23 protein-coding genes are annotated in these 21198 nt (G+C 50.0%); 1 reads left to right on the plus strand and 22 read right to left on the minus strand.

Features of this window, described 5'->3' with window-relative positions; translation table 11 throughout:
- Window positions 1-336: 336 nt before the first annotated feature.
- From der to trmJ, 17 genes are all read right to left on the minus strand, one after another.
- Window positions 337-1752 carry a ribosome biogenesis GTPase Der gene (der, locus tag Q0499_RS10265; protein ID WP_299198979.1) on the minus strand — a complete coding sequence of 472 codons (1416 nt, stop codon included), beginning with the start codon at window positions 1750-1752 and terminating at the stop codon, window positions 337-339.
- Window positions 1753-1846: 94 nt separating this feature from the next.
- Window positions 1847-2995, minus strand: a complete 1149-nt coding sequence (bamB, locus tag Q0499_RS10270) for an outer membrane protein assembly factor BamB (RefSeq protein WP_299198981.1) — start codon at window positions 2993-2995, stop codon at window positions 1847-1849.
- Between the two features lie 3 nt (window positions 2996-2998).
- A complete protein-coding gene (locus Q0499_RS10275) occupies window positions 2999-3646 on the minus strand; it encodes a tetratricopeptide repeat protein (RefSeq protein ID WP_299199021.1) in 648 nt (215 codons plus the stop codon).
- A 42-nt stretch (window positions 3647-3688) separates the two neighbouring features.
- Window positions 3689-4927 carry a histidine--tRNA ligase gene (gene hisS, locus Q0499_RS10280; protein ID WP_299199023.1) on the minus strand — a complete coding sequence of 413 codons (1239 nt, stop codon included), beginning with the start codon at window positions 4925-4927 and terminating at the stop codon, window positions 3689-3691.
- Between the two features lie 60 nt (window positions 4928-4987).
- The gene (locus Q0499_RS10285; RefSeq protein WP_299198983.1) at window positions 4988-5962 is read right to left on the minus strand and encodes a RodZ domain-containing protein; all 975 of its coding nucleotides are present in this window, start codon (window positions 5960-5962) and stop codon (window positions 4988-4990) included.
- Window positions 5959-6720, minus strand: a complete 762-nt coding sequence (gene pilW, locus Q0499_RS10290) for a type IV pilus biogenesis/stability protein PilW (RefSeq protein ID WP_299198985.1) — start codon at window positions 6718-6720, stop codon at window positions 5959-5961. Before pilW ends, Q0499_RS10285 begins: the two co-directional genes overlap by 4 nt.
- 40 nt (window positions 6721-6760) lie before the next feature.
- A complete protein-coding gene (gene rlmN, locus Q0499_RS10295; RefSeq protein WP_299199025.1) occupies window positions 6761-7894 on the minus strand; it encodes a 23S rRNA (adenine(2503)-C(2))-methyltransferase RlmN in 1134 nt (377 codons plus the stop codon).
- Between the two features lie 53 nt (window positions 7895-7947).
- Window positions 7948-8355: a nucleoside-diphosphate kinase gene (ndk, locus tag Q0499_RS10300; protein ID WP_299198987.1), complete on the minus strand. Its 408-nt coding sequence runs from the start codon at window positions 8353-8355 to the stop codon at window positions 7948-7950.
- A 166-nt stretch (window positions 8356-8521) separates the two neighbouring features.
- Window positions 8522-8716 (minus strand): Fe-S cluster assembly protein IscX, encoded by a 195-nt coding sequence (iscX, locus tag Q0499_RS10305; protein ID WP_299198989.1) that lies wholly within the window; start codon window positions 8714-8716, stop codon window positions 8522-8524.
- 45 nt (window positions 8717-8761) lie between these two features.
- Window positions 8762-9100, minus strand: a complete 339-nt coding sequence (fdx, locus tag Q0499_RS10310) for an ISC system 2Fe-2S type ferredoxin (RefSeq protein WP_299198991.1) — start codon at window positions 9098-9100, stop codon at window positions 8762-8764.
- Window positions 9100-10974 carry a Fe-S protein assembly chaperone HscA gene (gene hscA, locus Q0499_RS10315; RefSeq protein ID WP_299198993.1) on the minus strand — a complete coding sequence of 625 codons (1875 nt, stop codon included), beginning with the start codon at window positions 10972-10974 and terminating at the stop codon, window positions 9100-9102. Before hscA ends, fdx begins: the two co-directional genes overlap by 1 nt.
- Before the next feature lie 6 nt (window positions 10975-10980).
- Entirely contained in the window at window positions 10981-11520 is a 540-nt protein-coding gene (gene hscB / locus Q0499_RS10320) for a Fe-S protein assembly co-chaperone HscB (protein WP_299198995.1), read from the minus strand.
- Window positions 11521-11594: 74 nt separating this feature from the next.
- On the minus strand, window positions 11595-11918 hold the full coding sequence (gene iscA, locus Q0499_RS10325; RefSeq protein ID WP_299198997.1) for an iron-sulfur cluster assembly protein IscA: 324 nt from the start codon (window positions 11916-11918) through the stop codon (window positions 11595-11597).
- A 33-nt stretch (window positions 11919-11951) separates the two neighbouring features.
- A complete protein-coding gene (iscU, locus tag Q0499_RS10330; RefSeq protein WP_299198999.1) occupies window positions 11952-12341 on the minus strand; it encodes a Fe-S cluster assembly scaffold IscU in 390 nt (129 codons plus the stop codon).
- Between the two features lie 35 nt (window positions 12342-12376).
- Window positions 12377-13591: an IscS subfamily cysteine desulfurase gene (locus Q0499_RS10335; RefSeq protein WP_299199001.1), complete on the minus strand. Its 1215-nt coding sequence runs from the start codon at window positions 13589-13591 to the stop codon at window positions 12377-12379.
- 32 nt (window positions 13592-13623) lie between these two features.
- The gene (iscR, locus tag Q0499_RS10340) at window positions 13624-14109 is read right to left on the minus strand and encodes a Fe-S cluster assembly transcriptional regulator IscR (RefSeq protein ID WP_299199003.1); all 486 of its coding nucleotides are present in this window, start codon (window positions 14107-14109) and stop codon (window positions 13624-13626) included.
- A gap of 160 nt (window positions 14110-14269) precedes the next feature.
- Window positions 14270-15004, minus strand: coding sequence for a tRNA (cytosine(32)/uridine(32)-2'-O)-methyltransferase TrmJ (trmJ, locus tag Q0499_RS10345; RefSeq protein WP_299199006.1), 735 nt, complete (start codon window positions 15002-15004; stop codon window positions 14270-14272).
- Between the two features lie 129 nt (window positions 15005-15133).
- On the opposite strand from trmJ, the gene Q0499_RS10350 reads away from it, so the two are divergent.
- Window positions 15134-15946: an inositol monophosphatase family protein gene (locus tag Q0499_RS10350; RefSeq protein WP_299199008.1), complete on the plus strand. Its 813-nt coding sequence runs from the start codon at window positions 15134-15136 to the stop codon at window positions 15944-15946.
- Between the two features lie 199 nt (window positions 15947-16145).
- Here the strand turns inward: Q0499_RS10350 and Q0499_RS10355 are convergent, their stop codons facing one another.
- From Q0499_RS10355 to hflK, 5 genes are all read right to left on the minus strand, one after another.
- Window positions 16146-17441, minus strand: coding sequence for an adenylosuccinate synthase (locus tag Q0499_RS10355; protein WP_299199010.1), 1296 nt, complete (start codon window positions 17439-17441; stop codon window positions 16146-16148).
- A gap of 34 nt (window positions 17442-17475) precedes the next feature.
- On the minus strand, window positions 17476-18660 hold the full coding sequence (locus tag Q0499_RS10360) for an ATP phosphoribosyltransferase regulatory subunit (RefSeq protein ID WP_299199012.1): 1185 nt from the start codon (window positions 18658-18660) through the stop codon (window positions 17476-17478).
- 23 nt (window positions 18661-18683) lie between these two features.
- Complete coding sequence (locus Q0499_RS10365) at window positions 18684-18881, minus strand: DUF2065 domain-containing protein (protein WP_299199014.1); 198 nt, start codon at window positions 18879-18881, stop codon at window positions 18684-18686.
- Window positions 18882-19009: 128 nt separating this feature from the next.
- Window positions 19010-19891 carry a protease modulator HflC gene (gene hflC / locus Q0499_RS10370; protein WP_299199016.1) on the minus strand — a complete coding sequence of 294 codons (882 nt, stop codon included), beginning with the start codon at window positions 19889-19891 and terminating at the stop codon, window positions 19010-19012.
- Window positions 19891-21087 carry an FtsH protease activity modulator HflK gene (gene hflK, locus Q0499_RS10375; protein ID WP_299199018.1) on the minus strand — a complete coding sequence of 399 codons (1197 nt, stop codon included), beginning with the start codon at window positions 21085-21087 and terminating at the stop codon, window positions 19891-19893. Before hflK ends, hflC begins: the two co-directional genes overlap by 1 nt.
- Window positions 21088-21198: the final 111 nt, after the last annotated feature.

Raw genomic sequence — 21198 nt, forward strand, 5'->3', positions numbered from 1 at the left:
TGGCTGTCTCAAGCGAGGAGCGCATTCTACATTCTGGGGCAGAGGAGTCAACAGGGGGAGCACGAAAAAGTTAAGAAATTGTGAAAAACATCGAAGTTTTTAACGGCGAGTGGCTAGAACGCGGCTGCGCCGCTGCTAGACGCTTCGCTTGCTAGTGGTTAGCAGAGCCTTCTTTATCAGTGTTGTGAAAACCCACTTCGTACGCGAGTCCGTAGAATAAAAATCTCTTAAACCTTAAACATAAAAACCGCCTCGCGGCGGTTTTTATGTTTTGCTTGTTCTAGCGAGGAAACGGAGTTTCCGTTCTCGCCACTAGCGAGCGAAGCGTCTGCTTTATTATCTTTTTTTGCCTTTTTTCTTTTGCTTGTCGTTGTGCAGTTTCTGGCGAACCTTTTTCATCACCTGACGCTTAGTGAGTTCATTCTTTTTATCTTTGAACGGGTTTTCACTACTCTTGAATTCGAAACGCAGCGGGGTTCCCTTTATGCCGAGGACTTTGGCGAATTTATTTTCCAGATAGCGTTTATATGAACCAGGTATTGCGGCTGTTTGATTTCCGTGAATCACGATGATAGGCGGGTTTGATCCGCCCTGGTGCGCATAACGCAACTTTATGCGATTACCATTAACCATCGGTGGCTGGTGATCAGCAACGATATCTTCCAACAGACGGGTTAGCTTGTTGGTCGCCCACTTGGTCATAGCAAAGCCATAAGCTTCATCAACAGAGGCAAACAAGTTGCCTACTCCGCTGCCATGCAACGCAGAGATGAAATGCATACGAGCAAAGGAAACAAACTCCAGGCGGCGGCGTAACTGTTCACGCACTACCTCTTTTTCGTCCCCGGACATTCCATCCCACTTGTTTATAGCGATAACAAGTGAGCGACCTGAATCCAGAACATAACCCAACAGATGCAGATCCTGATCAGAAACGCCTTCCCGGGCATCGATGACCAACACCACAACATTCGCATCATTAATCGCGCGCAGGGTCTTGATGATGGAAAATTTTTCCACCGCTTCAGTGACATTCTTACGGCGACGGATACCCGCCGTATCGATCAGCGTATAGGGTTCACCATCTCGCTCGAAAGGGATATAGACACTGTCCCGGGTGGTACCCGCCTGATCGAAAACGACCACACGATCTTCGCCAAGAATTCGATTTACCAGAGTAGACTTACCGACATTAGGGCGTCCAATAATGGCGATTTTCTTTTGACGCTGACGCTCTTCATCCTCTTCGGACTCTTCACGAAGCGGAAGTTCGGCCAACACATACTCGATTAACTGGGTCACACCACGACCATGAGATGCTGCGATAGGTAACGGTTCTGAGAGCCCCAAACCGAAGAAGTCTGCGGTCGCGACATCAGGATCAAGACCATCAGTCTTGTTGACAATGAGATAGCTTTCTTTCTCCGAGCGACGCAGATGATCCGCAATCATTTCATCGGCAGGGTTAACACCGGCACGGGCATCTACAAGAAACAGTACAATATCAGCCTCTTCAATCGCCAACAGTGACTGCTCAGCCATTTTGTAGTCTATGCCTGCTTCATCACCTGAAATGCCACCGGTGTCGACAACAATGTAGTCCCGCTCGCCCAGACGACCTTCACCATACTTCCGGTCACGTGTCAGACCCGAATAGTCAGCAACAAGCGCATCGCGACTTTTTGTCAGCCTGTTAAACAGTGTCGATTTACCCACATTTGGACGGCCGACGAGTGCAATTACCGGAAGCATATTTTTATTACCAACTTTTAAAAAACGTTATCATATAAAGCAAAATGGCGGCTAACTGAAATAACAGATAGCCGCCTGAATACCGATGTAGTGATTAGTTCAGCTGTAGCGCAGCCAGACGCCCACCATTACCTAACACATACAATACGTCATCAACAACGACCATATCACCACGCACGCCGTCACTATCGATCTGATAGCGAGCGACAAAATGCCCATCAACCTGAGACATGAAGTGCAAATAACCATCAAAATCACCGACGACAACCGTAGTACCCAGCGCGACAGGTGCGGTGGTTTGACGATTTTCAAGAGCCGTCTGCCGCCATACACTGGCACTGCTACGCTGATCAAACGCTTCTATATAGCCATCAGCCTGACTCACATAAACATTACCAAATCCGGCCGTCAGACTCTGATAGCTCGAGGCATTCTGTGACCATAAAATCTGGGCATCCTGCGCACTCACCGCAACCAGTTTTCCCTGATAGCTAACGATATAGATAACACCATCAATATACAGTGGACGAGCATCAATATCGATCAGGCGCTCCAGCTCAGTCTTACCTTCCGGAACCGTAATCTGTCGCTCCCATAACTCAGCTCCGTTATCATTACGTACCGCGACCAGCTTCCCGTTTGCAAAACCGGCAATGGTTACGTTAGAAGCAACGATAGGTGAACTTGTACCCCGCAAGGTGAGTCTCGGAATCTGACTATCATAACTCCAGAGACGCTTACCGGTACTAATATCCATGGCGACCAGCTTGCCATTCTGCAGCTGCGCAACCGCCATCTCGCTATTCATCTGCACCGGGCTAAGTGTTTCACTACTGAGCTGCTGACGCCACATTTCAACACCATCGGTAGCGCTGAGCATAACAACCTCACCCTGCTCAGTGGTCACCGCAACATGGTTTGGCCCAACACCGACACCACCTAAGAGAGGTGCGTCCAGGTCAGCTTCCCAGATAACCTTGCCATCCATTCTGTCGTACGCAAAAACCTTACCTTTAACATCCAGAGCATAGATAACATCTGCGTTAACAGCCAGGCTCAGCTTATTAAACGTGTCACCCAAACCAGCCCCTACGGAACGACTCCAAAGAACCTTGACCTCTTTCTCGGTTTGAAAATCAACCAGCTCTGCCGGTTCAATCTCAACCTCTCCACCCCACCAGCCGCATGCACTGATTGTCAGCGCACTAATAGCAAGCAGTAACACTCTGCATAGCTGTTTCATCTGTTAACTTCCTTTAACGGCCAGGCTGTCAAGCTTCAGGTTAAGGAGCGGACGCCCCCCCTGAGGAGCATCTCCTACTGCTGACTGATAGGCAGAACGCGCTTTGTCAGTCTCACCCATCTGCAGATAGAGATCACCTTTCAGCTCAGCAACGCTGACACTGAAGCTAGGCTCTTTCAGTCCGTCCAGCAGTGCTACAGCCTTATCAGCATCACCCATCGCAGCCATAACTCGTGCTTTACGCATCGAGGCAATCGTTTTCATAACACTGTCCTGCGATTCGGCCAGCACCCAATCCAACTCATTCAAAGCTGCCGGATAGTCATTGGCATCAACAAGCAGTCGGGCGCTGAACAGGGCACCGAAATGAGCATACGCAGTACTGCCATATTCATCTTTGAGGGTCTTAGCAAGGTGTGACGCAGTCGTCCGCTGATCATCAGTCGCTTGCGGGGCACTTGCCAGCGCTACCGCCTGAACCAGATTCTGATACATCACTGCAGCATTTTCAGCAGTGATACGCTGGTTGTTCTGCCAGCCCTTCCAGCCGAAGACAACCGCCAGAGCTAAAGCGATAGTCAAAAGTAAAGACTTACCGTTCTCTTTCCACCAGTTCTTTAACGCTTCAACCTGCTCTTCTTCAGTGCGCATATCCGACACAGCTTGCTCCTAATCGCCTTCTCAATTTATTTATTATGCCTGTTGCTGTTGTTGCAGCAAGCCGCTCAGGTTGTTGACCTGAACGTCATAGGTTGGTTCAGAGTTATACCACAGGTTGGCAATCAGCGACTCGTTTTCTTCACGAACCAGCACCACCCAGGGCGCACCGGTTTGACGGGCTTTACTGCTGATATTTTTCAGACCACTGCAATGCACCCGGACTCTTAATCCCGGCATCTCATCTCGCAACTGTTCTGCCAGCACTATCAGGGGCTGCTGCAAACCTTTATGCTCTGCAGCAAGATAGAGATCAAACGGCTGCTTAACAGCATCCGGAATAACCGCCAATGTTTCCAGCAACAAAATCAGACGTTCAACCCCCATGGCAAAGCCCACTGCCGGGGTAGGTCGCCCTCCCAGCTGTTTTACCAGACCATCATAGCGACCGCCAGCGCACACAGTACCCTGCGCACCAAGCTTATCAGTGACCCATTCGAAAACAGTCTTACAGTAGTAATCCAGTCCGCGCACCAGTCGCGGATTCAGTTCATAGGCAATACCAGCCTGATCAAGCATTTCACACAGCTCAGCAAAATGCTCACGGGACTCAGTATCCAGATAATCACTTAGTGAAGGTGCGTCATCCAGTAAAGACTGGGTTTGCGGATCTTTACTGTCAAGAATCCGTAGCGGATTACTACTCAGACGCCGCTGACTATCTTCATCCAGTTGATCTTTACGGGCCGACAGATAAGCTACCAGCGCCTCTTTATATTCCGCCCGGGCTTCATTACTGCCCAGGGAGTTAAGTTGCAGAGTAACGGCATCAAGGATGCCTAACTGCTTCCAAAGCCGCGCACTGAGCATTATCACTTCAGCATCAATATCCGCGCTAGCCATGCCAAAGGTCTCTACACCTATTTGATGAAACTGGCGATACCGCCCTTTCTGGGGTTTTTCATAGCGAAACATCGGCCCCTGATACCAAAGCCGCTGGGCCTGATTGAACAGCAAGCCATGTTCTTCGCCGGCGCGCACACAGCTGGCGGTGCCTTCAGGACGCAATGTCAGACTCTCGCCGTTGCGATCCTCAAAGGTGTACATCTCTTTCTCAACGATATCAGTCACTTCGCCGATAGAGCGTTTAAAGAGATCCGTCTGCTCTACAATCGGCATGCGGATCTCTGAATACCCGTAAGCACTGAGTACTGACTTCACACTATTCTCAAGAAAATGCCAGACCGGCGTCTGGTCTGGCAGGATGTCATTCATTCCGCGGATAGCGTTAATCTTGGCCAATGTTTATTACCTGATCTGTTACTACTTTATTAACTATAGCGGCAGGGTCAGGCGCACCACGCCTGAACGACTGTCGCGATTAAACTCTATCGGAGAACCATTAAAAAACACTTCGCCCACCGCCTCTGCTCTGCCGAGCAGTAGTTTAATCGGCGTTTCCCCGACGACACTCAACTCACTTCCAGCGGGCTTAACCCGCATCGCCAGCACCTTGCCAGCATGATCTTCAACACTTACCCAGCATTCGTCGATAAAGGTAATCCGCAGTGAAGCATCATTCTCGCCAAGGGGTTGCTGATCAGACTCTTCTATAACCTGATCGCCGACAATCAGCGCGTCTGAAGTATCACCACCCTCCTCTGCAGCGATCGCTGCAGAGGAATCGGCGGTTGTATCAGCAGCAGAGGCGTCCTCACTTTCAGCGACAACCTCAGGCATCGCAGGATCAGTGTCTGACGGCGTAAAACCAGGCCCTTCAGGCACCTCAGTTACACCAGAAGGAATAATCAACGTACTACCATCAACCGATTCAACTTCCACGGATTGTGATACTGGCAACTGAGATACCGGCTGATCAACACCCTGCTGAATTTTCCACCACCAGACAGTCGCGGCAATAATCACCAACACAAAAATCCAGGCAGACCACTTGATAACCGGATCACCCAGTTTAGCCGTCGACTGCACCCCCGGAGCGGTACGAAACTGAGGCGCAGCCCCGGCACCAGTGCGGCCGTAAAGCCGGTCGAACAATCCCAGATAGTGCACAGAGTCGAGTTTTAGCAGTTTGGTATAGGACTGAACATAGCCTCGGGCAAATACCATACTTGGCAGCTCATTAAATGCGCCACGCTCAAGTGAATCTATATATTTTTCAGAAAGTCTTAACTCACGGGCAACATCATTCTTAGTTAGCCCCTGCAGTTCCCTGGCGACCGCAAGTTCCCCTGCTGGAAAATCTGTTTCGAGCCCTTCACCATCTTGATTCAGCAACTGCTCATTACTCACGGAGTAGACTCCTTATACTGCTGATACTCTTCTGAATCCGGAAACATATTTTTCAGGATCAGACCATAGGTCGCAGCATCAATGCCGCTATTCTTCAGCCGGGATATCTGTACCCCAAGCCACAGACTCTGTGCACTATGTTGAACCTGTTTTGCATCCACCATCGCACTGAACTGATCAAATAAGTTAACCGCTTCCTCCTGATTACCCTTTTGCATCATCACATCCGACAGCTGTAAAATTGCCATCGGTCTTTTAGGGCTTAACGTCAGGCTGCGCTTAAAAGCATGCTCAGCGGCATCCAGCCGATCAATCAGCAGATAGCATCGACCAAGATTTTCGAAAGCCTGACTGCGCTGATTATAGAAGGGGTCTTCTGTGGCCCGGGCCAACTCTTTGCAGGCCTCAGGGTAACGTTTAATACTAAAAAGGAAGGCGCCGTAGTTGTTATGCATCATGGCACTGCCAGGTGACACTTTAATGGCTTTTTTAAAGTAGCTTTCGGCCAGTGACACGTCTTCTTCCAGCTGAAACACCATCGCCAGACCGTTGTAAGCCTGGGCAGAGTCAGCATCAATCTCAATAGAACGCTGAAATGCCAGTTTAGCGTTACCGGTATCGCCCCGCCGCAGATACTGCATACCTAACGAGTTGTAAGCCTGCACGGCCTGTGGAACATCCTTCTCGGCTGTCGAGACTTGCTGTCCCGCACATCCAGTTATCAATAGACTAATCAGTAATATCAGATAACCTTTCAATCGTATTCACTCCTGGCGAGATTAGTGTCACATGTCTGAATTAACGGGGCGGTTCCTGCTGCACTCCGCTCGCATCTTTTAGCGGGATATACTTTTCGCTGCGACGGGTACGATCCATTACCTGCCCAACCAACTGCCCGCAGGCCGCATCAACATCATCGCCCCGTGTTCGGCGAACAGTCGTTACAACCCCAGCTTTAACCATCACCATCTTAAACGCCTGGATCGCATCTTCAGATGGACGTCGATAGTCTGAATTTGGAAACGGGTTAAATGGTATTAGGTTTAGCTTGCAGGGTAAACGCTTTAACAACTTAACTAACTGTTTTGCTTGACTTGGATGGTCATTTACACCGGCTATCAGGGTATATTCAACGGTGATAACCCGCTTATCCTTCAAACTTGCCATATAACGATTGCAGGCATCAACCAACTCGGCAATCGGATAGCGCTTATTAATCGGCACCAGCTGGTCACGCAACTCATCGGTTGGCGCATGCAAAGAGATCGCCAGCGATACGTCGGTCACCTGACTCAGCTTATCGATCTGAGGAACCACACCCGCGGTACTCAAAGTAACACGGCGCTTCGACAAACCGTAAGCATTATCATCCATCATCAGGTGAATCGCATCGACGACGTTGTCGAAGTTCATCAGCGGTTCACCCATCCCCATCAACACCACATTGGTCACCCGACGATCACCGGAGGGGTCAAACGGACCAAATGAGCGGATCGCAACTCGTACCTGCCCGATAATTTCTGCAGCGCTCAGGTTGCGGTTAAAGCCCTGTTTACCGGTTGAGCAGAAGCTACAATCCAGTGAACAGCCGATCTGTGATGAAATACACAGCGTGGCACGACCATTTTCAGGAATCAGCACCGCTTCTACTGCAGAGCCGCCATCCAGACGGATCACCCATTTACGGGTACCATCTTTAGAAATATTCTGCACCAGCACTTCAGGCTCGCGGATTTCAGAAACCTCACTCAGTTTCTGCCTCAGCGATTTGCTGATGTTAGTCATTTCATCAAAGCTGCTGGCGCCAAATTGATGAATCCATTTCAGCACCTGAGTCGAACGAAAAGGTTTCTCGCCGATGCTCACAAAATACTCTTCCAATTTTTTTGGCGAGAATCCGAGCAGGTTAATTTTAGGTGTGGATTCGGTCATATGGGTCTCAACTTTCATGAAATGACGGGTCGCCGGTCAGCGACCCGCTGGGATTACTTACCGAAGAAGTAAGCGATCTCACGTTCTGCAGACGCTGCAGAATCAGAACCGTGTACAGCATTCGCATCGATAGACTGAGCGAAATCGCGACGGATAGTGCCTTCAGCCGCTTCCTGTGGGTTAGTAGCACCCATCAGTTCACGGTTCAGTGCGACAGCGTTTTCACCTTCAAGCACCTGAACAACAACTGGACCTGAGGTCATGAACTCAACCAGATCACCGAAGAACGGACGCTCTTTATGCTCAGCGTAGAAACCTTCAGCGTCTTCGCGAGTCAGCTGCTTCAGTTGCATCTCAACGATTTTCAGACCGTTAGACTCAAAACGAGAAACGATTTTACCAATAACGTTTTTTGCAACTGCATCAGGCTTGATGATAGAAAAAGTACGTTCGATAGCCATGTGCTATTAATCCTCTGTATAAAAGTTCAGTGCTGTTTGCAACCTGCCGACTAAAGTCGCAGATTTGCCAGAAAAATGAAACGCGCAATTATACGCTAAGCGATCCTGACTGAACAGCGCCTGCCACCACGAAAAAGCCCGCATTTGCGGGCTTTTTCAATATCATCTACTGACGTTCTTCAATCCAGGCCATCTGGATCCCTTCCAACACTTTCTCGCCGCATCGATCAGGATCGTCATCAAAACCATCCAGTTCCATCACCCACTCGTACAGATTTGGAAAACTCACTGTCAGCGGATCAGTATCGGGATACTTCTCATCCAGCTCTATCGCGATATCGTAAACATCTACCCACTTCATAACCGCCTCCGGTTCTGCCTGACTATCAGGCATTTTATTCAGACCTCAATGCCGCTCAGAAACCTGATTAATGGTATACCTTGGGATCTCAACCACCAGATCAGCATCACCGACGACCGCCTGACAACTCAAACGGGACTCAGGCTCCAGCCCCCAGGCTTTATCCAGCATGTCATCTTCCAACTCATCAGATTCCTCTAATGAATTGAAGCCCTCACGCACAACCACATGACAAGTAGTGCAGGCACAGGACTTCTCGCACGCATGCTCAATCTCAATACCTTCCCGTAGAGCGGCATCACAGACAGTCTCGCCCGCTTCAGCCTCAATCACTTTACCCTCAGGGCATAGCTCATCATGGGGCAGAAAAATAATCTGTGGCATCAGGAACCTCCCTCAATTTCGTTAATACTGTGCCCTTTAAGCGCATTTCGAATACTCTGATCCATTCGCCGGGCGGCAAAAAAGTCACTCACCTGAGACAACACCTTCACACCCTGCTCAATATCAGAACTGTTCGAGCCATTTCGCAGCTGCTGCAGAATAGCCATCTGTTCGCGCAGATGCTCAACCTCTTCCGGGGTTAGCAAAACATCACCATCTGCCTGTATCGCCTGTTCCAAAGACAACAATAAGCGATCTGCCTCAACCTGGTGTTCACGCAGATTACGCAGCGCCATATCATCTTCAGCAAAGCTATAAGACGCCTTCAACATCTCCGCTATCTCATTATCATCCAGGCCATAGGAAGGCTTAACCTGAATTTCACTCTCGATACCAGTGGATAACTCTTTCGCTGATACGCCCAACAGGCCATCCGCATCCACCTGAAAGGCCACTCGGATTTTAGCTGCACCTGCTGTCATCGGCGGGATACCCCGCAGAACAAACTGAGCCAGAGAGCGACAATCATCAACCAGCTCCCGCTCCCCCTGCACCACATGAATCATCATCGCCGTCTGGCCATCCTGATAAGTGGTAAACTCCTGCGCCCGGGCAACCGGAATCGATGTATTACGATGGATAACCTTCTCTGCCAGCCCGCCCATCGTTTCAAGCCCGAGAGATAGCGGCAGCACATCCAGCAACAGCATCTCACTATCAGGCTTATTCCCAGCCAGCACATCAGCCTGTATGGCGGCACCCACCGCAACGACACGGTCCGGGTCGATATCGATTCGCGGTGCCCGCGAAAAAAACGTCTCAACGCGACTGCGCACAACCGGCATCCGGGTACTACCGCCAACCATGACTACATCCTGAACCTCTTCAATACTCACACCCGCATCTTTCAATGCGCGACGGCAAGCACGAGTCGTCTTGCTCACCAGAGGTTCTGTCAGGCTATCAAATAGTTCCCGGGATACCTCCAATGTAATTTTCTGTCCAGCGTGATCCAGATCCACAGTAACGCTAGGGTTATCGGTCAGTCGCTCTTTCACCCAGCGGGCTTTCTCGGTGAGATAACGGGATTCACCCGCAACCACCTCTTTACCGCCCAGTTGCTCAAGAAACCATTGCGCTAATGCCAGGTCGAAATCATCACCGCCCAGAGCACTATCCCCGCCGGTCGCCAACACTTCAAAGACGCCTTTATTCAGACGCAAGATAGAGATATCGAAGGTACCACCACCCAGGTCATAAACCGCGATCACCCCCTCCGCAGCTTTATCCAGACCGTAAGCCACCGCCGCCGCGGTCGGCTCGTTCAGCAACCGGAGCACTTTGATACCTGCCAACTGCGCTGCATCTTTCGTGGCCTGCCGTTGGGCATCATCAAAATATGCAGGAACCGTTATCACCGCGCCTTCAAGCTCCCCCTCAAGTGTCGCCCGGGCACGGGATTTCAGGGTTTTCAGAATCTCCGCAGAGATCTCAACCGGGCTTTTATCTCCGGCTACCGTTTGTAGAAATGGCATGCCACCATCATGCTCAGCAAAACGATAGACCGCCTCACCCTGCAACCCCTTCAAATCGGCAACACCGCGTCCCATCAAACGCTTAACCGACATAATCGTGTTAAACGGATCTACGGAAGCCTTTGCCAGGGCAGCCTGACCAACAACCACACCCTGCTCAGTATAACGCACCACAGAGGGCAATAGATGACTACCGCCCTCATCGGACAGCGTGGTTGATTCGCCACTGCGAACAGCAGCAACCAGCGAATTGGTTGTACCTAAATCAATGCCAACCGCCAGCTTTCGCTTGTGGGGCTCAGGACTTTGTCCCGGTTCTGCAATCTGCAATAACGCCATATGTATTTATTCGTCGAAAAGTTGATCTTCAAGAGCCTCAATTTCGCGGCCCAGCTTATCAATAAACTGCATCTTTCTGACACTCACTGCGGCAGCTTCGAGCGCTGTAGGCGTCGATTGTTTGTAATAACTATCAAACTCATCACGCAAGGATTTCATCTCCCGGTCAACCGTTACCTGCAGCGCCTCAATCTCTGCCCCCGGATCAGATGAGCCAGCCACCTCTTCCAGCGACTCTCGCAACTCCATCTGTTGCATAAGGAACATGGGATCAAGCTGCACCTGGGTTTCAGAGAAGGTATCAATACCTTCTAATTTCAGCAGATACTGGGCACGGGAGAGAGGGTTTTTCAGCGTCGACACTGCCTCATTCAGATAGGCAGTGTATTGAACTGAGAGCCTGCGCTCCCGGTCTGAAAGGTGAGAAAAACGATCCGGGTGCAGTGTTTTTTGTAACTCCCGGCTGCGCTCAGCCAACGCCTGCAGATCCAGCTGGTAGGTCACCGGCAGAGCTAAAAATTCGAAATAGTTCTGGGTAATATCCATCATTTAACCGGCAGGTGAAGAGAGGTAAAAAAGCATTAAAGCGCTTGGAATTCAAGCGCTCTAATAATAAAGGTCTAAATGTTGAAACTTTCGCCGCAACCACACTCGTTTTTGACATTAGGGTTATTAAACTTAAACCCTTCATTCAGACCTTCTTTAACAAAGTCGAGCTCAGTTCCATCCAGATAAAGCAGACTTTTAGGGTCAATCACAACACTCACGCCGTCGGACTCAAATACCTGATCTTCATCCTGAATATCATCAACAAACTCAAGCACGTAGGCCATACCGGAACAGCCTGAGGTGCGAACCCCCAGACGGATACCATACCCATGCCCCCGGGTCTTAAGATACTTGCTGACATGATCAGACGCTGCCGGTGTCATTGTAATTGCCATGAATCCGTTTACTCCGTTGAGCCCTTAGCCCTGTTATTGCTTTTTCGCCTGCTTTTCTTTGTAGTCGGCAACCGCCGCTTTAATCGCATCCTCTGCTAACACAGAGCAGTGAATCTTAACCGGCGGCAATGCCAGCTCTTCTGCGATCTTAGTATTTTTCAGCTCCTGCGCCTGATCCAGAGTCATCCCTTTTACCCATTCGGTAACCAGAGAACTGGAAGCTATTGCAGAACCGCAACCATAGGTCTTAAATTTGGCATCTTCAATGATACCGTCTTCACTGACCTTAATCTGCAGCCGCATTACGTCACCACAAGCGGGTGCTCCGACCATACCCGTACCGATATTATCATCATGATCATTCATTTTGCCGACATTACGAGGATTTTCGTAATGATCGATAACCTGTTCGCTATAAGCCATAAAGACCTCCTAAAGCAGTTTCCACTGAATGTAGATTAGTGGTGAACCCATTCAACTTTGCTTAAATCCACACCGTCTTTATACATATCCCACAAAGGAGAAAGTTCACGGAGCTTGCCAACCGCTGTACGAATCTCGACAACAGCTTCATCAATATCTTTTTCCGTCGTAAACCGACCGATTGAGAAGCGAATAGAACTATGCGCCATCTCATCATTCAGACCCAGCGCCCGCAACACATAAGAGGGCTCCAGACTTGCAGATGTACAGGCAGAGCCTGACGATACTGCGAGATCTTTCAGTGACATCAGCAAAGACTCACCTTCAACGTAGTTGAAACTGACATTCATATTGCCGATGTAACGCTGATGCTCAGAACCGTTCAGATAGATCTCTTCCATATCGGCAAGACCATCCCAGAAACGTTTCCGCAGCGCGGTAATCCGTTCCTTTTCCTCATGCATTTCAGCTTTAGCAATAGCTGCCGCTTCGCCCATGCCGACAATCTGATGCGTCGCCAGGGTACCCGAACGCATACCACGCTCATGACCACCACCATGCATCTGCGCTTCCAGACGAACCCGTGGTTTACGACGCACATACAGCGCGCCCATACCTTTTGGCCCATACATCTTATGTGCCGAGAGAGAGATCAAATCGACCTTCATCTGCTCAACATCAATATCAACCTTGCCCGCACTCTGAGCGGCATCAACATGCAACAACACACCGTTTGCACGGGTAATCTCGCCTATAGCACTGATATCATTGATTACGCCGATCTCGTTATTCACATGCATAACAGACACCAGAATTGTGTCTTCACGCAACGCAGCCGCAATCGCTTCCGGCTGAATAATGCCTTCCTTATCCGGATCAAGATAGGTCACTTCAAACCCTTCACGCTCCAGCTGACGACAGGTATCGAGTACCGCCTTATGTTCAATTTTGGAGGTGATAATGTGCTTGCCTTTCTTCTGATAGAAATGCGCCACACCTTTAATTGCCAGGTTATCTGATTCGGTTGCGCCCGAAGTCCAGACGATCTCTCGCGGATCAGCATGCAGCAGATCAGCAACCTGACGGCGTGCCGTTTCAACAACCTCTTCGGCTTTCCAGCCATACACATGTGAACGAGATGCCGGGTTGCCGAAATTACCGTCCATAGTGAGACATTCAATCATCTTGTCAGCAACCCGCGGATCAACCGGTGTAGTTGCAGAATAATCAAAGTAGATTGGTAATTTCATTGTCTATACTTCTCCAAATCCTGAACCGTAGCTCAGGCTGTTACTTTTGCGGAAATTCGTGAATCTTCAAATGCGGCCAGGTGAACACGCCCCTGACGCTCAGCAACACTGCGAACATCATTTCTTTGCATCAGATCAGCCAGGGATATCTGGCTTAAAAAATCATGGATCTGACTACTCAAATCGCACCACAAGTGGTGTGTCAGACACACATTACCGTCATGACAACTGCCGGTATGACCACAGCCAGTTGCATCGACTGACTCATTGACAGCATCAATCACCTCAGCGACATCAATATCCTGCTGCTCGCGGTTAAGCTGGTAACCACCACCTGGACCACGTACACTACGCACCAGCTCATTGCGGCGCAGCTTAGCAAACAACTGTTCAAGATAGGACAGGGAGATGCCCTGACGCTCGGAAATATCTGCCAGACTTACCGGGCCTTTTCCGGCATGTATCGCCAGATCGAGCATTGCTGTTACCGCATAGCGGCCTTTAGTTGTTAATCGCATTACCAATCTCTCCGTCATTCTAAGTGCTTCAACGAAGCTTGTCGCATTATGCAATACCCAACTTTTTTGGTCAACTATTAAACCAACTAAAATAGTCAACTATTAGTCAGCTTACTTCAGATCTCTCATCAAACGCTGAAACAGAGCCCGTCACAACACACTAATCCCGGCAACGCTTCTGAATCGCAGACAGCATACCTCGCAGAACATTCACCTCAATTTTATCCGGAACCGCCCGTAAAAACAGTCGTCGCAGCCTCGGCATCAGATTTCTCGGCTTCTGCGGGTCAAGAAACTCAATCTCCGTCAGCGTCTGTTCAAGATGATCAAACATCAACTCCAGCTCACGGCTTTCAGCCAGCTCAACATCCCACTCCGTTCCCCAACAGGGCTTCGCAGCAGATATATCAAACTCTTTAGCCATACGCAGCTCATAAGTAATAACCTGCACAGCAGCGGCGAGATTTAACGAACTGAACTGCTCATCCACCGGGATATGAACATGCTGATGACAGCGCTGCAATTCTTCATTGGTCAGCCCACGATCTTCCCGACCAAACACAATGGCAACCCGGGTAGCCTGAGGCAGAGGGGCGACAATAGCCGCCAGTTCCCGAGGATTAACCAACGGCCAGGGTATCGTACGGCTGCGCGCACTGGTACCCACCACCAGATGACAATCAGCCAACGCCTCATCAAGCGTCTCAACAACCCGCGCCTGATCAAGCAGATCACCCGCACCGGATGCCCGGGCTAACGCATCCGCATGGGGAAACTTTTTCGGTTTCACCAGGCTAAGATCGGACAACCCCATGTTCTTCATCGCCCGGGCCACACCACCGATATTTCCCGGATGAGTGGTATTAACCAGTACAATTCGGATATTTCCCAGCATCTTTGACCCACTCATTCAAAAAAGGGGCATATTTTATCAGATATTTGCCAACTATTAATCCCGGACTGTTCTTTATATGGCAACTGTTTTGTATAATGCCCGTTTTGCTTCCCTTACTGGTATTTACAGATGCAACCGATGGTTAATATCGCCCTTCGCGGGGCTCGCGTCGCAGGTGAACAGATCACCCGTTCAGTCGAACGACTCGATCTGATTAAATCTGAACAATCAAGTGTGATCGAATATCTCGAAGACACTTGCAAACAAGCTGAACGCACTATCGTTAACGCGATCCATAAGGCGTATCCCGATCATCAGATCAACTGTGAATATACCGGCACACACAAACCCGAAGACCGGATTTGCGATGTCATCTGGACAGTAAACCCAATTGACAGCATTCAAAACTTTTCCAACGCACTGCCAGTATTTGCCCTGAGCATCGCTTGCCATCAACGTGGCAAGCTTGAACACGCGATCATTCTTAACCCGATTACCGGTGAAGAGTTTACCGCCAGTCGCGGCCGTGGCGCTCAACTTAATGGTAAACGCCTGCGAGTAAGCAACCGTAAGCTACTGGACAATTCACTGATCGGCAGCGGCTTCTTTGGCCGCAGCAGCGACAAAGCCCATCTGGACAGCTTTCAGCAGATCTTTAAAAGCATTAGCCTGGAAAGCGGCAGTATCTACAGTGGCGGCTCACCCGCACTGAATCTTGCCTACACCGCTGCAGGCAGGCTGGACGGTTTCTTCCAGTTCGGCCTGAATCAATGGGAGATGGAAGCAGGTACACTGATGATCCAGGAAGCAGGCGGCTTGCTGTCCGACTTTACCGGCAACAACAACTACCTCTCCTCTGGCAATCTGGTTGCAGGCAACCCAAAAATTCTCAAAGCACTGCTGCAAAACATCCGCCCGGCACTGAAAGAATCACTTAAATAAGCGCCTTAAGCACTTACTTAATGAGCGGCACCTAGCCAGATCTGGCTGCGATGCATCTAAAACCGGGCATGGCCCGGTTTTTTTACACCTAAAAATCTTTCGCATAACAGCTGTAACACTTTCCTGCAGACACAAAAAACCCGGCACAATTGGCCGGGTTTTTTCAGGCGCTATTGCAGCCCGCTGTTAAACACAGATATCAGACATCAAACGGATGACGCAGCACAATCGTCTCAACCCGATCCGGGCCGGTAGAGATAATATCAATCGGCGCACCTGTCAGCTCTTCCAGACGCTTAATGTAAGCAATCGCCGCTGCTGGCAGCTCTTCCAGGGTTTTAGCTCCCAGAGTTGACTCATTCCAGCCAGCCATCGACTCATAAACCGGGGTTACCGCTTCATAATCTTCACTACCGCTCAGAGACGTAACAACATTACCCTCTGCATCCTTATAGCCAATACAGATCTCGATGGTCTCAAGTCCATCCAGAACATCCAGCTTGGTCAGGCAGATACCGGAAACAGAGTTAACCTGAATCGCATGCTTTAACGCAACCGCATCAAACCAGCCACAACGACGGGCACGACCCGTGGTCGCACCAAACTCATGACCCCGTTCAGCCAGTCGTGCACCGACAGCGCAACCCAGCTCAGTCGGGAAAGGACCTGAACCCACACGCGTTGTATAAGCCTTGGTAATACCCAGCACATAATCCAGATACAACGGACCAAAACCACTCCCCGTAGAGGTACCCCCAGCAGTGGTATTAGAAGAAGTTACGTATGGATAAGTACCATGATCGATATCCAGCAGAGAGCCCTGAGCCCCCTCGAACATGATATTTTCACCACGCACGCGATAGTCATGCAGCAGAGCGGTAACATCAGCCACCATCGGACGCATGATTTCCGCCATCTGCAGCGCTTCTTTCAGCACCACATCATAGCTAACCGCCTCAACGTTGTAGTAGTTCTGCAGCATAAAGTTGTGATATTCCATCACCTCTTTCAACTTCACCGCAAAACGCTCCGGATTCATCAGATCATCCAGACGCAGACCACGGCGCGCAACCTTGTCTTCATACGCAGGCCCAATACCACGACCCGTTGTACCGATTTTAGCTTCTCCACGCGCTAATTCCCGCGCCTGATCAAGTGCTACGTGGTATGGCAGAATCAGGGTACACGCAGGACTCAGACGCAATCTCTCACGTACCGGCACACCACGTCCTTCCAGCTCATCGATCTCTTTCAGCAACGCTTCTGGTGAAAGCACCACGCCATTACCGATCATACAGAGTACATTATCACGCAGAATACCGGATGGAATCAGGTGCAGAACAGTCTTCTCACCATCAATTACCAGTGTGTGCCCTGCATTATGGCCGCCCTGAAAGCGTGCCACAGCAGTAGCCTGATCTGTTAACAGGTCGACGATTTTACCTTTACCTTCGTCGCCCCACTGCGTTCCTAAAACAACTACGTTTTTGCCCATTGGTTGTCTCTAGCGATTAATCAATCAAAAAAAGTTACAGGCTCTCGAGAACCCAAGTCCCATCCTGCTGCACCAACTGGTGAGTAAACTGCTGTGCATCTTCCACCACAGCATCATCCAGCAACGGTACAACACGCTCCCCCTGAGCTCTCAGCTTAGCCACAGCATCCAGAGCCGCAGAATCTTCAGTCGCCGGAACCCGCACAACTTTACGTACAGGTTTTTGCTGTGCTGCTGATAACTCTACAAGAGTTTTCAGATCAGCACTGAATCCGGTTGCCGGACGGGCACGACCAAAATCGCGCCCCACTTCATCATAACGACCACCCTTGGCAACCGCCTGCCCAAATGCCGGAACATAAGCGGCGAATACCATACCGGTGTGATAGTTATAGCCCCGCAGTTCACTCAGATCGAAATACAGATCAAGCCGCGGGTAACGCCGTGATATCTGCTCCGCAAGGGCATCCAGATAATCCAGCGCGTCAATTATCGATATTTCAACATCCGCAAAACAGCTACGTGCTTTCTGCAATACCTCACGACCACCGTGCAGGGTCGGCAGCACAGACAGATGAGCTTTAACTGACTCAGGAAGATCTGACGCCGCCAGGAAACGGGCTATTTCAGGCATATCCTTACGCTGCAACAGCTCAAAATATTCAGTTTCCTGATTATCGGTAAGCGCAGCCTCACCCATCAAACCACGGTAGATACCCACATGGCCCAGATCAAGACTCAGATCCTGGTTTACCTGCATCGCATTCAGGGTTTCCACCATCAGCGAGACAATCTCAACATCACTGGCGACACCAGAGTGACCAAACAGCTCAGCACCCACCTGCAGTGGGTTTCGTGACGCCAGCGGATTGGCTGGCAGAGTGTGCAGCACGGTGCTGCAGTAACAGAAGCGAACCGGCCCCTGATTACTCAGATGATTCGCGTCAATGCGGGCCACCTGCTGAGTGATATCTGCACGGATGCCAAGCATCCGGCCGGTCAGCTGATCGGTGACTTTGAAGGTATTCAGTTCCAGATCGCGACCTACACCCACCAACAGGGAGTCAAGGTGCTCGATCAGAGGGGTCATGACCAACTCATAGCCCCAGGTATCATAAAGATCCAGCAGACGACGACGCGCCGCCTCTACCTTTTGTGCCTGAGGCGGCAGCACCTCTTTGACGCCGTCTGGTAACAACCAGCGTTCTGCCAACGACATGTAACTCTCCGAAATACAGTGGATCAGTTAAATATATAAAGCAGGATGACGCCAGCCATCATACTTACAAAACCGGTTATGCGTAGCCCCCGGTTACTCACCAGCGCCAACTGATGAACCAGGTTACGCCAGCGTTGCGGATAGAGAAAAGGCATAATACCCTCCATCACCAGCATCAGACAGAAACCGATCAGTAACGGGTGCCAGAGTTCAGAATGCATTACCCACCTCAACACAACGGCACAGCCGTCACATAAAAAAACCGGGTCAAAACCCGGTTGCAGAATTCTACCACGGAACAGACGCTTTAGTGCAGCCTATTCCATGGATTTTTTATACGACAATTGGCTTATTCTGGCGTCTTGCCACTTGAATTACCCAGATAGCGAAAGAAATCACTGTCAGGCTTGAGCACCATAATATCACCCTGCTGATTAAACGCTTCTTTATACGCGTTCAGACTGCGATAAAAGGAATAAAACTCAGGATCGTTATTGTATGCCTGCGCATAGATACTGGCAGCAAGAGCATCACCTTCACCACGCACCTGCTGTGCATCACGGTAAGCATTGGCTTCAATAACCGCTTTCTGACGATCAGCATCAGCCTGAATACCTTCTGCAAGCTCTTTACCACGTGAACGTAGCTCACGCGCTTCCCGCTCACGCTCGGTACGCATCCGCTCATATACAGAGGCTGATACTTCCTGCGGCAGATCGATCTTCTTCACACGAATGTCGATCAACTCAATACCCAGCTCTTCCTGAGTCTGCATACTTAATGAGTCAACCAGCTCAAGCATCAGCTCATCACGCTCACCAGAAACAACTTCAGTCAAGGTACGCTCACCAAACTGATTACGTAAACCGGCATCCACGTTCGGCAACAACAACTCCGCCGCTTTGTACTCATCACCGGAGGTCGCGGTGTAGTATTTCTGTGGATCGGTAATACGCCATTTGATAAATGAATCAACAATGAGACGCTTCTTTTCAACGGTCAGATAGGACTGAGGCTGAGCATCCAACGTTTGCACCCGCCCATCAAACTTACGTAGCGTGTTGATGACCGGCCAGCGGATATGCAGGCCAGGCTGCACATCCGGATTAACAATCTCACCGAACTTCAGCAATACTGCCCGATCCGTCTCTTTGATGATATACAGGGTATTAAAGCCAACCACGATGAGCAACAACGCGATCACCACACCCGCCATAGATTTACCTGACATTAGCGTGTCTCCCGTGAAGTAGTTTGCTGACGCTGACGAAGTTGCTCAATCACCTGATTAGTCACATCCCGCAGCTCAGAGCTATTCAGACGACTGGTATTACTGCCAGTTGCTGTGCGCGGCCGGCTTTCAACCAGCTTATCCAGCGGCAGATACATCATATTATTGCCACCTTCAACATCGATCAGCACTTTAGAATTGTTCGCCAGCACAGTTTCCATCGCATCAAGATAGAGACGTTCACGGGTCACTTCCGGCGCTTTGCTATACTCGGTCAGCAACGCAGTGAAACGTTTCGCATCACCTTCCGCCTGAGCCACAACCCGCTCACGATAACCGTTTGCTTCTTCCTTAACCCGCTGAGCATTACCCCGTGCTTCAGGAACGATACCATTACGATAGGATTCAGACTGATTGATTGAGCGCTGCTCATCCTCACGCGCCTTGATCACGTCATCAAATGCATCCTGTACCTGTGAGGGTGCTTTTGCTTCTTTAATGTTGATCTGAGTGATACGCAAACCCGTCTGATAGCCATCCATATAGCCCTGCAGACGCGATTTCACATCGTTACCCAGAACCTCACGACCCGCGGTCAGAATAGAGTCCATTTCAGAAGAACCCACTGTATGACGCAGTGCCGATTCGGAAGCGTGCTGCAGACTCAGATTAGGGTCACGAACCTTCAGAGCATATTGAACCGGATCAGAGATGACGTACTGCACAGTCATACTCACATCAACGATATTCTCATCCTCTGTCAACATCAGAGAGCGGTGCTCGTAAGCGTTTACCCGGGTCACATTGGCAGTCATAACATCATCAATCATCGGCGGGTTCCATTGCAGACCCGGCATCACCGTTTCATGATATTTACCCAGCCGCAGCACCACGCCACGCTCCTGCTGATCCACGGTGTAGAATCCAGTCGCGGCCCAACCCACCAGTAAAACAACCACTACAACAGCCAATAATCCAGCGGAAGAGCCAGCAGAGGGACCTGAGCCGGAACCACCGCTACCTTTATTGCCGCCTTTGCCGCCAAATATACCGTTCAGTTTTTCTTGCAATTTTTGCAGCGCTTCATCCAGATCAGGCGGTCCCTGATCTTTTTTACCGCCACCACCACGACGATCTCCGCCGCTGTTCCAGGGATCCTGATTATTCCCGTTACCACCAGGCTCATTCCAAGCCATACTGTACTCCGTTATAGAACTGTTTAGATCATTAAAAAATTGTAATTAGCATAGTTTAACTATGCAACCACTCGGGTTTATTCACATTAACGCCAAGGTATCGTTCCGGTG

The sequence above is a fragment of the uncultured Amphritea sp. genome, from assembly GCF_937127095.1.
Lineage (GTDB): Bacteria > Pseudomonadota > Gammaproteobacteria > Pseudomonadales > Balneatricaceae > Amphritea.

Coding starts and splice junctions, on each gene's coding strand:
- der (WP_299198979.1), bottom strand. CDS start 1,752: ATGCTTCCGGTAATTGCACTCGTCGGCCGTCCAAATGTGGGTAAATCG.
- bamB (WP_299198981.1), bottom strand. CDS start 2,995: ATGAAACAGCTATGCAGAGTGTTACTGCTTGCTATTAGTGCGCTGACA.
- Q0499_RS10275 (WP_299199021.1), bottom strand. CDS start 3,646: ATGCGCACTGAAGAAGAGCAGGTTGAAGCGTTAAAGAACTGGTGGAAA.
- hisS (WP_299199023.1), bottom strand. CDS start 4,927: ATGAATGACATCCTGCCAGACCAGACGCCGGTCTGGCATTTTCTTGAG.
- rlmN (WP_299199025.1), bottom strand. CDS start 7,894: ATGACCGAATCCACACCTAAAATTAACCTGCTCGGATTCTCGCCAAAA.
- ndk (WP_299198987.1), bottom strand. CDS start 8,355: ATGGCTATCGAACGTACTTTTTCTATCATCAAGCCTGATGCAGTTGCA.
- iscX (WP_299198989.1), bottom strand. CDS start 8,716: ATGAAGTGGGTAGATGTTTACGATATCGCGATAGAGCTGGATGAGAAG.
- fdx (WP_299198991.1), bottom strand. CDS start 9,100: ATGCCACAGATTATTTTTCTGCCCCATGATGAGCTATGCCCTGAGGGT.
- hscA (WP_299198993.1), bottom strand. CDS start 10,974: ATGGCGTTATTGCAGATTGCAGAACCGGGACAAAGTCCTGAGCCCCAC.
- hscB (WP_299198995.1), bottom strand. CDS start 11,520: ATGGATATTACCCAGAACTATTTCGAATTTTTAGCTCTGCCGGTGACC.
- iscA (WP_299198997.1), bottom strand. CDS start 11,918: ATGGCAATTACAATGACACCGGCAGCGTCTGATCATGTCAGCAAGTAT.
- iscU (WP_299198999.1), bottom strand. CDS start 12,341: ATGGCTTATAGCGAACAGGTTATCGATCATTACGAAAATCCTCGTAAT.
- Q0499_RS10335 (WP_299199001.1), bottom strand. CDS start 13,591: ATGAAATTACCAATCTACTTTGATTATTCTGCAACTACACCGGTTGAT.
- iscR (WP_299199003.1), bottom strand. CDS start 14,109: ATGCGATTAACAACTAAAGGCCGCTATGCGGTAACAGCAATGCTCGAT.
- trmJ (WP_299199006.1), bottom strand. CDS start 15,004: ATGCTGGGAAATATCCGAATTGTACTGGTTAATACCACTCATCCGGGA.
- Q0499_RS10350 (WP_299199008.1), top strand. CDS start 15,134: ATGCAACCGATGGTTAATATCGCCCTTCGCGGGGCTCGCGTCGCAGGT.
- Q0499_RS10355 (WP_299199010.1), bottom strand. CDS start 17,441: ATGGGCAAAAACGTAGTTGTTTTAGGAACGCAGTGGGGCGACGAAGGT.
- Q0499_RS10360 (WP_299199012.1), bottom strand. CDS start 18,660: ATGTCGTTGGCAGAACGCTGGTTGTTACCAGACGGCGTCAAAGAGGTG.
- Q0499_RS10365 (WP_299199014.1), bottom strand. CDS start 18,881: ATGCATTCTGAACTCTGGCACCCGTTACTGATCGGTTTCTGTCTGATG.
- hflC (WP_299199016.1), bottom strand. CDS start 19,891: ATGTCAGGTAAATCTATGGCGGGTGTGGTGATCGCGTTGTTGCTCATC.
- hflK (WP_299199018.1), bottom strand. CDS start 21,087: ATGGCTTGGAATGAGCCTGGTGGTAACGGGAATAATCAGGATCCCTGG.